The sequence below is a fragment of the Candidatus Skiveiella danica genome, assembly GCF_022705245.1.
Classification (GTDB): Bacteria; Pseudomonadota; Gammaproteobacteria; order Burkholderiales; family Burkholderiaceae_C; genus Skiveiella; species Skiveiella danica.
Genome location: NZ_JAKJEW010000022.1, coordinates 38,876 through 51,441 on the forward strand (window position 1 = coordinate 38,876; position 12,566 = coordinate 51,441).

15 protein-coding genes are annotated in these 12,566 nt (G+C 65.4%); 5 read left to right on the forward strand and 10 right to left on the reverse strand.

Features of this window, described 5'->3' with window-relative positions; genetic code table 11:
• Positions 1-11 precede the first annotated feature (11 nt).
• From ACMUOY_RS13290 to ACMUOY_RS13300, 3 genes are read right to left on the reverse strand one after another with little or no spacing between them, the layout of a single operon-like run.
• Positions 12-320, reverse strand: a complete 309-nt coding sequence (locus ACMUOY_RS13290) for a DUF1330 domain-containing protein (protein ID WP_413893204.1) — start codon at positions 318-320, stop codon at positions 12-14.
• Between the two features lie 16 nt (positions 321-336).
• Entirely contained in the window at positions 337-1,191 is an 855-nt protein-coding gene (gene kdsA / locus ACMUOY_RS13295; RefSeq protein ID WP_413893205.1) for a 3-deoxy-8-phosphooctulonate synthase, read from the reverse strand.
• A 17-nt stretch (positions 1,192-1,208) separates the two neighbouring features.
• The gene (locus tag ACMUOY_RS13300; protein ID WP_413893206.1) at positions 1,209-2,876 is read right to left on the reverse strand and encodes a CTP synthase; all 1,668 of its coding nucleotides are present in this window, start codon (positions 2,874-2,876) and stop codon (positions 1,209-1,211) included.
• Between the two features lie 127 nt (positions 2,877-3,003).
• On the opposite strand from ACMUOY_RS13300, the gene coaBC reads away from it, so the two are divergent.
• Positions 3,004-4,251 carry a bifunctional phosphopantothenoylcysteine decarboxylase/phosphopantothenate--cysteine ligase CoaBC gene (coaBC, locus tag ACMUOY_RS13305; protein ID WP_413893207.1) on the forward strand — a complete coding sequence of 416 codons (1,248 nt, stop codon included), beginning with the start codon at positions 3,004-3,006 and terminating at the stop codon, positions 4,249-4,251.
• Complete coding sequence (gene dut / locus ACMUOY_RS13310; protein ID WP_413893208.1) at positions 4,248-4,697, forward strand: dUTP diphosphatase; 450 nt, start codon at positions 4,248-4,250, stop codon at positions 4,695-4,697. Before coaBC ends, dut begins: the two co-directional genes overlap by 4 nt.
• A gap of 84 nt (positions 4,698-4,781) precedes the next feature.
• Here the strand turns inward: dut and ACMUOY_RS13315 are convergent, their stop codons facing one another.
• Positions 4,782-5,315: an FKBP-type peptidyl-prolyl cis-trans isomerase gene (locus ACMUOY_RS13315; protein ID WP_413893209.1), complete on the reverse strand. Its 534-nt coding sequence runs from the start codon at positions 5,313-5,315 to the stop codon at positions 4,782-4,784.
• 16 nt (positions 5,316-5,331) lie between these two features.
• Here ACMUOY_RS13315 and ACMUOY_RS13320 point away from each other — a divergent pair, with 16 nt between their 5' ends.
• The 3 genes from ACMUOY_RS13320 (at position 5,332) to ACMUOY_RS13330 (ending at position 7,476) form a co-directional block, all read left to right on the forward strand.
• On the forward strand, positions 5,332-6,462 hold the full coding sequence (locus ACMUOY_RS13320) for a JmjC domain-containing protein (RefSeq protein WP_413893210.1): 1,131 nt from the start codon (positions 5,332-5,334) through the stop codon (positions 6,460-6,462).
• The gene (locus ACMUOY_RS13325; protein WP_413893211.1) at positions 6,449-6,967 is read left to right on the forward strand and encodes a hypothetical protein; all 519 of its coding nucleotides are present in this window, start codon (positions 6,449-6,451) and stop codon (positions 6,965-6,967) included. Before ACMUOY_RS13320 ends, ACMUOY_RS13325 begins: the two co-directional genes overlap by 14 nt.
• A 173-nt stretch (positions 6,968-7,140) precedes the next feature.
• The gene (locus ACMUOY_RS13330) at positions 7,141-7,476 is read left to right on the forward strand and encodes a hypothetical protein (RefSeq protein WP_413893212.1); all 336 of its coding nucleotides are present in this window, start codon (positions 7,141-7,143) and stop codon (positions 7,474-7,476) included.
• Positions 7,477-7,574: 98 nt separating this feature from the next.
• Here the strand turns inward: ACMUOY_RS13330 and ACMUOY_RS13335 are convergent, their stop codons facing one another.
• From ACMUOY_RS13335 to ACMUOY_RS13360, 6 genes are all read right to left on the reverse strand, one after another.
• On the reverse strand, positions 7,575-8,351 hold the full coding sequence (locus ACMUOY_RS13335) for an MBL fold metallo-hydrolase (RefSeq protein WP_413893213.1): 777 nt from the start codon (positions 8,349-8,351) through the stop codon (positions 7,575-7,577).
• 12 nt (positions 8,352-8,363) lie between these two features.
• Entirely contained in the window at positions 8,364-9,485 is a 1,122-nt protein-coding gene (bamC, locus tag ACMUOY_RS13340) for an outer membrane protein assembly factor BamC (protein WP_413893214.1), read from the reverse strand.
• Positions 9,486-9,492: 7 nt separating this feature from the next.
• Positions 9,493-10,389, reverse strand: a complete 897-nt coding sequence (gene dapA, locus ACMUOY_RS13345) for a 4-hydroxy-tetrahydrodipicolinate synthase (RefSeq protein WP_413893215.1) — start codon at positions 10,387-10,389, stop codon at positions 9,493-9,495.
• Between the two features lie 65 nt (positions 10,390-10,454).
• Entirely contained in the window at positions 10,455-11,057 is a 603-nt protein-coding gene (locus tag ACMUOY_RS13350; protein ID WP_413893216.1) for a class I SAM-dependent methyltransferase, read from the reverse strand.
• Between the two features lie 54 nt (positions 11,058-11,111).
• On the reverse strand, positions 11,112-11,237 hold the full coding sequence (locus ACMUOY_RS13355; protein WP_413893217.1) for a hypothetical protein: 126 nt from the start codon (positions 11,235-11,237) through the stop codon (positions 11,112-11,114).
• 1 nt (position 11,238) lies between these two features.
• Positions 11,239-12,474 carry an MFS transporter gene (locus ACMUOY_RS13360; protein WP_413893218.1) on the reverse strand — a complete coding sequence of 412 codons (1,236 nt, stop codon included), beginning with the start codon at positions 12,472-12,474 and terminating at the stop codon, positions 11,239-11,241.
• Positions 12,475-12,566 lie beyond the last annotated feature (92 nt).

Here is a 12,566-nt window from a genome sequence, read left to right on the forward strand (position 1 = left end):
ATGGTTTGGATTCAGATGACGGGGGCGTCCACGCCCTCCACCAGGATCAGGTTGAAGAATTGGGTGGCGCCGGCGCGCTTGGCGCGGGCCTGACGGTACTGCTCGCCGTCGTAGAAGGCTTTGGCCTTCTCGTAGCTCGGAAAGCGAAGCATCGCTATGCGCGCAGGTTCCCAGCTACCTTCGAGCACCTCGAACCGGCCGCCGCGCACCAGGTATTCGCCGCCGGCTGCCGCCACTGCCGCAGGGGCCGCTGCCATGTACTGCCGGTACTGGTCCATGTCGGTGATCAGCATGTCGACAATGATGTAGGCAGGGGCCATGGAGTCTCCGTGGGGGTCAGTCAAAGTGGTCTTCGAGGAAGCCGTTCGTCTTGGTCACTGTGTCCAGCGCAACCAGCGTTTCCAGAAGCGCTTTCATATGCTTCAAGGGCACGGCGTTCGGCCCATCGGACAGCGCGTGGGCCGGGTCGGGATGGGTTTCCATGAACAGCCCGGCCACTCCCACCGCTACCGCGGCGCGCGCCAGCACTGGCACCATCTCGCGGGCGCCGCCGGACGAGGTGCCTTGCCCGCCGGGCAGCTGAACCGAGTGGGTCGCGTCGAACACGATGGGGCAGCCCGTCTCGCGCATGATGGCGAGGCTGCGCATGTCGGAAACGAGGTTGTTGTAGCCGAAGCTGGCACCGCGTTCGCAGGCCATGAAGCGGTCTTCGGACAAGCCTGCCTCACGGGCCGCGGCGCGAGCCTTGTCCATCACGTTCTTCATTTCGTGGGGCGACAGGAACTGGCCCTTCTTGATGTTCACCGGTTTGCCGCTCTGGGCTACGGCGCGGATGAAATCGGTCTGGCGGCAGAGAAAGGCCGGCGTCTGCAGCACATCGACCACGGCGGCGACGGTGGGAATCTCGGCCTCGGTGTGCACGTCGGTCAGCACCGGCACGCCCAGCTCCCGTTTCACACGGGCCAGGATCTCGAGGCCGCGTTCCATGCCCGGGCCGCGGTAACTGGTGCCCGACGAGCGGTTGGCCTTGTCAAAGCTGCTTTTGAAGATGAAGGCGATGCCCAGCGCGCCGGTGATTTCCTTGAGCTGTCCGGCCACGTCCATCTGGAGCTGCTCGGACTCGATGACGCAGGGGCCGGCGATCAGAAAGAACGGGCGCTGGAGGCCGACGTCGAATCCACAAAGCTTCATGCGGGGCCTTTCCGTCGTCAGGCCACGGCCTTGAGACTCTTGCCTGCGGCCTGATGATCGACCGCTGCCTTGATGAAGGCGTTAAACAGCGGGTGGCCATCCCAGGGCGTGGACTTGAACTCGGGGTGGAACTGCACGCCGACGAACCACGGGTGCACGCTCTGCGGCAGCTCGACGATCTCGGTCAGGTGTTCGCGCTGGGTGAGCGCCGAGATGACGAGGCCTGCCTTGCGCAAGTTCTCCAGGTAGTTCACGTTGGCTTCGTAGCGGTGGCGGTGCCGTTCGGTGACGACGTCCCCGTAGATCGAATGCGCCAGCGTGTCGTTGGTCACGTCGGAGCTTTGCGCGCCCAGGCGCATGGTGCCGCCGAGATCGGAGTGGGCGTCCCGCACCTGGATGCTGCCGTCCGCGTCCTTCCATTCGTTGATGAGCGCGATCACCGGATGCGGGCAGCCGGGCTCAAACTCGGTGCTGTTGGCGTCGGCCAGGCCGGCCACGTGGCGCGCGAACTCGATGGTTGCCACCTGCATGCCCAGGCAGATGCCGAGGTAGGGCACCTTGTTCTCGCGGGCGAAGCGTGCGGTGGCGATCTTGCCCTCGATGCCGCGCTTGCCGAAGCCGCCGGGCACCAGGATGGCGTCGTACTTGGCCAGCCGCGCCACGGCATCGTCGGTGATGGTCTCCGAATCGACATGTTCGATCTTCACGCGCACATGGTTTTTCATGCCGGCGTGGCGAAGCGCTTCATTGACCGACTTGTAGCTGTCGGTCAGGTCCACGTACTTGCCGACCATGGCGATGGTGACTTCGCCCGTCGGGTGTTCGGTCTCGAACACCAGCTCGTCCCAGCGCTTGAGGTTGGCGGGCGGGGTGTTCAGGCGCAGCTTGTCGCAGATCAGGCCGTCGAGGCCTTGTTCGTGCAGCATGCGCGGCACCTTGTAGATGGTGTCCACGTCCCACATGGAAATCACGCCCCAGCTCTGCACGTTGGTGAAGAGCGAAATCTTGTCGCGTTCGTCGTCCGGAATGCGCCGGTCGGCGCGGCACAGCAGGGCGTCGGGCTGGATGCCGATCTCGCGCAGCTTCTGCACCGTGTGCTGGGTGGGCTTGGTCTTGAGCTCGCCGGCGGCGGCGATCCAGGGCACGTAGGTCAGGTGCACGAAGGCCGCGTTGTTCGGCCCCATCTTCAGGCTGAGCTGGCGCACCGCCTCCAGGAACGGCAAGGATTCGATGTCGCCCACCGTGCCGCCGATTTCGACGATGGCCACGTCTACTGCGTCGGGCGTTCCGATGCCGGCGCCGCGCTTGATGAAATCCTGGATCTCGTTGGTGATGTGGGGAATCACCTGCACCGTCTTGCCGAGGTAGTCGCCACGGCGCTCCTTCTCGAGCACGCTCTTGTAGATCTGGCCGGTGGTGAAGTTGTTGGCGCGGCGCATGCGCGTCGTGATGAATCGTTCGTAGTGGCCCAAGTCCAGGTCGGTTTCGGCGCCGTCGTCGGTGACGAACACTTCGCCATGCTGGAACGGCGACATGGTGCCCGGATCGACGTTGATGTACGGATCGAGCTTGATGAGAGTGACTTTGAGGCCCCGCGATTCCAGGATCGCTGCGAGGGAGGCTGAGGCGATTCCCTTGCCCAGGGAAGACACCACACCGCCGGTGACGAAGACAAATTTGGTCATGTCAGGGTCGGGCGCTGGGTCCCGAGGGAGGTGGTAAACGTGAATTATACGGGCCCCCCCGGGCCTCTGGACACCCTTTGACCCCCGTAATCCGACCGGTTGCGGCGGGAAGGGTATATTGCCGGCCATGAACGAACTGAGCGGCAAACATATCGTCCTGGGGCTCACCGGCGGCATTGCGTGCTACAAGGCCGCGGAGCTGTGCCGGGCCCTGGTCAAGGAGGGTGCCAGCGTGCAGGTGGTGATGACCGAGGCGGCCGAACACTTCATCACCCCGGTAACGATGCAGGCGCTGAGCAACCGACCGGTGTATGGCTCGCAGTGGGACGCCCGCGAGCCCAACAACATGGCGCACATCAACCTGGGCCGGGAGGCCGACGCGATCCTCATTGCGCCGGCCAGTGCCGATTTCATGGCCAAGCTGCTGCATGGCCGCGCAGACGAACTGCTCAGCCTGTTGTGCCTGGCTCGACCGGCGGCGACGGTGCCGCTCATTGTGGCCCCGGCCATGAATCGCGAGATGTGGGCCAACCCGGCCACTCGACGAAACGTGGCGCAGCTGCGTGCCGACGGCATCGAGGTGCTGGACGTGGGGCAGGGCGAGCAGGCCTGCGGCGAGACCGGCGACGGCCGCATGCTGGAGGCCGACGAAATTCTGGCCGACCTGGTGGCGTTCTTCTCACCCAAGCGTCTGGCCGGGCGCCAGGTGCTGGTGACAGCCGGCCCGACCTATGAGGCCATCGACCCGGTGCGCGGTATCACCAACCTTTCCAGCGGCAAGATGGGTTTTGCGATTGCCCGTGCCGCGCGCGAAGCGGGCGCCGAGGTCACGCTGGTGGCCGGACCTGTGTTGCTGCCCACGCCTCGGGGGGTGACACGGGTGGATGTGCGCTCGGCGCGCGACATGCTGGCCGCGGTACAGAACCAGGTGGACCGCGCCGACGTGTTTGTGGCCACGGCCGCGGTTGCCGACTGGCGGCCCGGGACCGCGGCCGACCAGAAGATCAAGAAGGATGGCTCGGGTGAAACGCCGGCGCTGCGCTTCATCGAAAACCCGGACATCCTCGCCACGGTGGCGCAATCACCGCGCGGACAAGCCGGTCTGCGCGGAGAGGCTGGCGGGATTTACTGTGTCGGCTTTGCGGCCGAAAGCCACGACCTGCTGGCCCACGCCAGTGCCAAGCGCGCGCGCAAGGGGGTGCCGCTGCTGGTGGGCAACATCGGCCCGGCCACGTTTGGCAAGGACGACAACGCGCTGCTGCTGGTGGACGCCCAGGGCGCCTCGGAGATGCCGCATGCCTCCAAGCGCGTGCTCGCTAGAAAATTGATAGCTGAAATCGACCGGCGGACGCTGGGATGGGTCCATAAGAAATGAAAATCGACGTCAAGATCATCGATTCACGCCTGGCGGATCAGCTGCCGGCCTATGCCACCCCGGGCAGCGCCGGACTGGATCTGCGCGCCTGCCTGGATGCGCCACTGACGCTGGAACCCAACGCCTGGCAACTGGTGCCCACGGGCATGGCGATTCATCTGGCCGATCCGGGCTATGCGGCGCTGATCCTGCCGCGCTCAGGGCTGGGGCACAAACACGGCATCGTGCTCGGCAACCTCGTCGGTCTGATCGACAGCGACTACCAGGGGCAACTCATGGTCAGCGCCTGGAACCGCAGCGACACGGCCTTCACCCTGCAACCCATGGAGCGCCTGGCGCAGCTGGTGGTCGTGCCGGTGGTGCAGGCGCATTTCAACGTGGTGAGCGAATTTGCCGCGCCCAGTGCGCGCGGCGAGGGCGGCTACGGTTCCACCGGCAAACACTGACGCGCTTCGGACGCGCAGGGCGCTTCCAGTTTAGGATCGCCTGGCGACCAATTGGCGCCGGGATGGTGGTGTTTTTCGTGAAATTCAGTGCAGGACGGCCTCTGGGGGCGTTCCGTCGGGATCGACATCGATCCTGAAGAAGCCGGTGCCACAGGTGCCGCGCCCGATTTCTTCTTCCGTGGCTTCACGCACCGCCTCGACCTTCAGGCTCAGGCGGATCGCAATGCCCGCCAGCGGGTGATTGCCGTCCAGCACGACGTGCTCGGGATAGATCTCGGTGACGGTGTACTGCGCGTTGCGCGGTGCATCGGGGTTCGTGCCCTTGGGCAGTGCAGTGCCCTCAATCGTCATGCCTTCTTCGAGCTCCGCGGGAAACAGATTGCGCGGCTCCAGAAACAGCAGTTGGTCATTGAAGTCGCAGAAGGCTTCCTCGGGCTCGATGTGCAGATCCAGCTTGGCACCAGGGGCGTGGCCCTGCAGGGCCTGTTCGATCCGCGGTAGCAGGTCGTCGCCACCGACCAGGAACTCCACCGGGTCGTCCAGCACGTCAAGAACTTCGCCCAGGGTGTCCTTGAGCGTCCAGGTCAGTGCGACCACGCATTGTTCAGTAATGTCCATGGTGCAGAATTGTCCCATGGACATCCAACAACCCCTGCAACTGCTCGGTGGCCTGACCCCACAGCAATTCATGAAGCGCCATTGGCAGAAGAAACCGCTGCTGGTGCGACAAGCCATCCCTAGCTTCAAGCCCCTGCTGGAACGGCCGGCCTTGTTCGATTTGGCTGCCCGCGAGGAGGTCGAGTCGCGCCTGCTGAGCCAGGGCAGCAAGGGATGGCAGTTCCGGCGCGGGCCGTTCGAGCGCCGGGCGCTGCCAGCATTGAAGACCCCGGACTGGACGTTGCTGGTGCAAGGTGTGGACCTGCACGACGAGCGCGTGCACCGGCTCATGCAGCAGTTCCGCTTCGTGCCCGACGCGCGGCTGGATGATGTGATGATCAGTTACGCCAGCGACGGCGGCGGCGTGGGCCCGCATTTCGACAGCTACGACGTGTTCCTGCTGCAGGCGCACGGCCAGCGGCGCTGGCGCATCGGCCGGCAGAAGGACCTGAGCCTGGTTGAAGGCCTGCCGCTCAAGATCCTGGCGAACTTCCAGCCGGAGGACGAGTATGTGCTGGAGCCCGGCGACATGCTCTACCTGCCGCCGCGCTGGGCGCACGATGGGGTGGCGGTGGGCGAGTGCATGACCTACTCAATCGGTTTCCGGCAACCAGCACGGGGCGAACTAGCGCGCGAGCTGCTGCAACGCCTGGCTGAAGACGCGGAAGATGCCGCCGGCACCGCGGTGTACCGCGATCCGGGCCAGCCGGCGGTCGAGTCGCCCGGCGGCATTCCGCCCGGCATGATGGACTTTGCCCGCGACGCCTTGCAGGCGGTGCTGAATGACCCGGTCGAGCTGCAATGCCTGCTCGGTGAGTACCTCTCGGAGCCGAAGGCGAATGTCTGGTTCGAGGCCGAAAGCAAAGGAACGGGGCGCCTCGTCACTGGCGCTGTGGCCCTGGACCGGCGCACACGCATGATGTTCGACGAGCAGCACATTTTCATCAACGGCGAGAGTTACCGCGGATCGGGCCGCGACGCGCAGCTGATGCGGCGCCTGGCCGACGAGCGACGGCTGGCCGCGGGTGAGTTGGCGCGTGCCAGCCAGGGCGCGCGCCAACTGATGACCGACTGGCGTGACGCGGGGTGGCTGCATGACAAACAATGAGTCCGGGGATCCGTCAACGGCGCCGGAGTTGCCGCAAGGGCGCTTTGAAGGGCGCGATGCGTTCCGCCAGAACGTGCGCGACGCGTTGGCCTGCGCCGCGCGCGAGGGCTGGCGCGAACTCATCCTGAGTGACGCTGACTTCCATGACTGGCCGCTGGGCGAGCGCACGGTGGTGGATTCGCTCAATGCCTGGGCCCACAGCGGCCGCACCCTGGTGATGCTGGCCCGAAGCTACGAGGATGTGCTGCGCACCCATCCCCGTTTCGTGGCTTGGCGCAAGACCTGGGCGCACCTCATCGACTGCCGCCGCAACGCCAGGGGTGACGCGGTGGGCTTCCCCAGTGTGCTGTGGTCCAGCGCCTGGGTCATGCGCCGCCTGGACCCCGAGCATTGCACCGGTGTCTGCACCTCGGCGCCCGAGCCGCGGGTGGCCTCCCGCGAATCCTTGAAAGAGTGGCTCGGCCAGAGCTCGCCGGGATTTCCGGTGACGACGCTGGGACTTTAGAGAATTCCCCCGATTGCGGGGTGTTGAGGGTTTGTAAGGATTGCAAAATTCCGGGTTATAATCAACGGCTGAGCGGAAAGAGCTCGAGTGCTTTCTCTCAGTCATGGCGGTTTCCGAAGTCGCCTTGACAATTTCCGGAAATTGTTTTGTCTAATCCTCTAAGGAACATTGAAATGAAAAACTCCCTCATTCTGGCGACCGTCATTGCTGCTGCTGCCCTCGCCGCTTGTGGCAAGAAGGAAGAACCCGCTCCTGCGCCGGCTCCCGCTCCTGCCGCCGCTCCCGCGCCTGCCGCCGCTGACGCCGCTTCCGGCGCTGCCGCTGCTGCTTCCGGTGCTGCCGCTGCTGCTTCCGGTGCTGCCGCTGCTGCTTCCGGCGCCGCTGCTCCTGCCGTCGCCGCTGCTGCTGACGCCGCCAAGGGCGCTGCTGACGCTGCCAAGGGCGCTGCCGATGCCACCAAGGCTGCGGCTGACGCTGCCAAGGCTGCCGCTTCCTCTGCCAAGAAGTAATCGCTCTCTGCGATTTGCTTGAAAAGCCACCGCAAGGTGGCTTTTTTCATGGGCGCTTGGATTGCACGGCGCACTCCCACGCGACCAGAGACCAGGTCTCAGGCACTTAGCCAGTCGGTCCCGTGAATCGGGTCGGCCACCAGGACTTCGTCTTCTGTTCGGTTCAGTGCACCGGCCACCGCACTGCGCGCCAGATCCGGCCGGTTGTTCTTGCGACTCAGATGGGCGGCCACGACATGGTTCAGACCGTCGTGTCGCACGGCCTGTAGCACCTGGGCGGCCTGTGCGTTCGCCAGGTGACCGTGGGCGCCCCCCACGCGCCTCTTCAGAAAGAACGGATAGGCCGAGGCTTCCAGTAAGTCCGGGTCATGGTTGCACTCCAGCAGCAACGCGTGACAGCCGCTGAGGTGCTTCAGAACCTCGGCCGGTGCGTGGCCGAGGTCGGTCAGCACGCCGAGCCGCCGGTTACCGTCGGTGCAGGACAGTTGCAAGGGTTCCCGGGCATCGTGCGGGACGGCAAAAGGATGCACTTGGAGCGGGCCGACCTCAAAGGCGGCGCCATGCTCGGCTGTGTTCAGGAGTCCTTCGTAGTCCCGTCCACCTTGCGCGGACCAGGTGCCGTGGCTCATCCAGACGGGAATGCGTTCACGCAGCGCCAACGTATGCGCACAGCCGACATGATCGCTGTGCTCGTGGGTGATGAAGAGGGCGTCGATGTCGCCGGTGCACAGGCCGGCAATCGCCAGCCGGCGCTCCAGGATCCGGATCCCGAGGCCGCAATCCACCAGGATCCGCGTCACGGCGCTGCCGCTTCGGGCTTCGACGAGGGTTGCGTTACCCGAACTGCCGCTGCCCAGGTTTCTGAAGCGCAGCATCCGACGCCGTGTTCACTTCAGGTCGTCGACGATCACCTGCAGGATGCGCTTGGCATTGTCGGAAGCTTCCGGAACGCCAGTGGCGCTCAGGACAGACACCGAGGTCGTGTCGCCGGCACTTCGCACAGCAATGCGGTACTTGATCGGTGCCGATTCCTTGGCGGTCGCGCCGAACAGCTTGCCGATGAAACCGGGCTCCTTGGCCGAGTTCGGCTCGACATAACGCACGAAGTAGATGCCCTGGGCGCGGTCGCGGTCTTCGACCGTGAAGCCGGTGCGGTCGAGCGCCAGGCCGACCCGGCGCCAGGCACGGTCAAAGCTGTCGGATACCTGCACCACCGGCGTGTTGTTGACGGAGGTCAGCGTGGCGCCGGGTTTGGCCGCGGCGCTGCTGGCCACCAGCGCCTTCGCCTGCTCTGCGGTGACACCCAGCTTGATCATCATCTTGCGCAGAAATTCGGCCTCGAGCTCCGGGTCGGCGGCCTTCGGCTGCCAGACCGTGGCGTCCTTGCTGCTGCTGCTGTAAACCTCGATCATGGCCCGGTGGCTGATGAAGATTTCCGTCCCGCCTGCGGGCAGGCGCTCCATGCGCGTGCGGAACTTGTCGCGCTCCGCGGTGGAGTAGGCGCCATCGATCACCTTGCCGATCGAGGCGCGGATGATGTCCTGTGGAATCTTGGCGCGATTCTCGGCCCAGTCGGTCTCCATGATGCCGACGGCAGGCTGGTCAACGGTCAGGAGGAAGCCGTTTTCCTGCCAGAAATCACGCACCGGGCCCCAGAGCTGCTCCGGCGTGCGGTTGACCACCAGCCAGCGTTGATTGGCCAGCTTCTCGATCCGAACGTCACCGACTGTCACGAGCGCCACACTGGCGCTGGGCGTTGCCTGGGCTGTCCTGGCCATGCCGCTGGCCGTCACAGATCCGCCTGGAACGGTGTAGCGGGTTTCGGTGCTCAGCTTGGTCAGGTCGGGTGGAACCTCCAGCGTGGGGGCGCTGCCGGCGCTCTTGTAGTCGACCTTGTCCTCTTGCAGCACGGAGCAGGCCGGCAGCGTGGCGATCAGGATGCTGGCCCATGCGAGCCGGTGGCCCGTCGTTGCGAATGGCTTCACGGAAAGTTTCCTCGGGGTTCTCATGACAGGCTCAGACCAGACCGGCGGCGCGCAAGGCGCCTTCGACCACGGGCTCGAAGGACGCCGACATCGGGGTCATGGGCAGGCGCAGCGTGCCACCACACAGGCCCATGCGCGCCATCGCCCACTTCACCGGGATCGGGTTGGCCTCGACGAACAGGTGCTTGTGCACCGGCATCAGCCGCAGCTGGATCTCCATCGCGCGGCGTGCGTCGCCCGCGATGGCGGCCATGCACAGCTCGTGCATCAGGCGCGGCGCCACATTGGCCGTCACGCTGATATTGCCCTGTCCGCCACACAACATCAGGGCGACGGCGGTCGGGTCATCGCCGGAATAGATGGCAAAGCCCTCGGGCACCTCGCGGATCAGCCACTGCGCGCGCTCGATGTTGCCGGTGGCTTCCTTGATGCCGACGATACCGTCCACCTGGGCCAGCCGCAGCACCGTGTCGTGCAGCATATCGGCGACGGTGCGGCCCGGTACGTTGTACAGAATGATCGGCAGGTCACCGGTGGCCTCGGCGATGGCCTTGAAGTGCTGGTACTGGCCTTCCTGCGTCGGCTTGTTGTAGTAGGGCACGACCTGCAGCTGGCAATCGGCGCCGACCTTCTTGGCGAATTTCGCGAGTTCGATGGCTTCCGAGGTCGAGTTGGCGCCGCAACCGGCCATGATCGGCACGCGCCCTTTGGCCTGCTCCACGGAAACGCGGATGATTTCGCAGTGTTCCTCGACGTTGACCGTGGGCGACTCGCCCGTCGTGCCCACCACCCCGATGGCGTCGGTGCCCTCGGCGATGTGCCAGTCGATCAGCTTGCGCAGCGTGTCGTAGTCCACGCTGCCGTCTTCGAGCATCGGCGTGACCAGGGCGGGGATGCTGCCCGTGAGGGGGCGATAGGTGGATGTCATGTCCGCAGGTGTAAACGCTAAACGAGCATTCTAACTAACGCCCATGTCAGGCACTGGAGCGGCGATCAGAGCGGCAGCGGCGGCCAGGACCCGTCAGCGCCGGCCCGGACAGCCGCGATGCGCTGCACCCTGCGCGGCGGCCCGTCCAGGTAGCCGTCCTCGAAGGCCACCACCCGCAGGCCGGCGCAGGCAACGAGCAACTCGCCCGACTGCAGCAGAAAGTCGGCTCGCGAGGGCTTGCCGTAGGCTTCATTGCCGGCGGCAAAGGTCTCATAGATCAGCGCGCCGCCGGGCGCCACGCTGTCGACGATCACCGGCAGCAAAGGGCGCCACAGGTAATTGGTGACGACCACGGCGTCAAAGCGCTGCCCCGCAAACGGCCAGGGGCCGCTTTCCAGGTCCGCGACCCGGGTTTCGAGCCGCTCGCCGATGCCCGAAGGCGCCAGGGCCCGGACGCCGTCAATCGCCTCGGCCGAGCGGTCCACGGCGAAGACCCGGTGGCCACGCGCCAGAAACCAGCGGGTGTGCCGCCCCAGCCCACAGGCCACATCCAGCACGGTGCCGCCGGCCGGCACCAGCGACGACCAGCGTTGCACCCAGGCCGAGACCGGCTCGCTGCCATGGCGGGCCGACAAACCGCCAATGCAACCGTTTGCTTCGCTATTCATAGCTGGAAATAACCATTTCACGCTGGGATTCGGCCAATTTCGTTCGAAATTTCGTCAAAAGCAGCTCCACAGCTGGTCGGCCAGGTTCGTCAGGAACTCCGGCCGGGTGTACAGCGCAAACACGCCCGCCAGCGTGGCCGCCACCACCACATAGACCAGAAAGCGGTTGCGGCGGGCCATCTCACGCGGCGCGCGCGCCCCCGTGGACGGCGCGCCCCGGGCGCACGATGGCCGTTTCCTTGACCGGCAGGTTGATCAGCGCCGCGAACACGCCCAAGGCAATCGCGATGTACCAGACGATGTCGTAGCTGCCGGTGCGGTCGTACAGCACGCCACCCAGCCACACGCCCATGAAACTGCCGATCTGGTGGCTGAAGAAAACGAAGCCGCCGAGCATCGACAGGTGCGCCACGCCGAAGATCTGCGCCACGATCGCGTTCGTCGGTGGCACGGTGGACAGCCACAGCAGCCCCATGACGCTGGCGAAAATGTACACGCTCACCGGTGTCAGCGGCGCCAGCAGGAACACGGTGATGGCGACGGCACGCGCGAGGTAGATGAACGCCAGGATCTTTCGCTTGGCCAGTTTCTGCCCCAGCACGCCGGCCGCGTAGGTGCCGAACACATTGAAGAGACCGATCAGCGCCAGCGCGTAGCTGGCCACCTGCGGCGACAGACCCTTGTCTTTCAGATAACTGGGCATGTGAACGCCGATGAACACCACCTGAAAGCCGCAGACGAAGTAGCCCGCCATCAGCAGCCGAAAACTGGGGTACTTGAAGGCCTCGCGCAGCGCTTGGGCGATGGACTGGTCGCGGTGCACCACGCCGCCATCGGCAAACGCGGGCTCGCGCAGCCCCCAGGCCAGGGGCACCATCAGCAAGGCGGCACCGCCCAGCAGCACCAGCGCCTGTTGCCAGCCGAACTGGCTGATCAAAAAGCCTTCCGTTGGCACCATCAGGAACTGCCCGAACGAACCGGCCGCTGCGGTGATGCCCATGGCCCAGGAACGCCGCTCGGCCGACACATTGCGCCCGATCACCCCGTAGACGACCGCATAGGTGGTGCCGGCCTGGGCGATGCCGATCAGCACGCCCGTACTCAGCGCAAACGTCAGCGGGGTGGCCGCATGGGCCATGCCGAACAGGCCCGCGGCATAGAACAGGGCGCCAGCGATGATCACGCGAAAGGCCCCGAAACGGTCCGCCACCATGCCCGCGAAGATGCCGGCCGTGCCCCAAGCGATGTTCTGGATCGCGATGGCAAAGGCAAAGGTCTCACGCGTCCATCCCTGGGCCTGCGTAATGGGTTGCAGCCAGAGCCCGAAACCGTGGCGGATGCCCATGGACACGGTGACGATGGCGGCGCCGCAGGCCAGAACCTGGGTGATGGAGAGGGTTTTCGCGGCAGAATGCATTCGGTGACTTTACTCAATCCATAGTATCTTCGCCGCGCGACAGGCACCGGCTGAGTGAAGGCCTCTTACTATGTGACACTGAACAATGATTG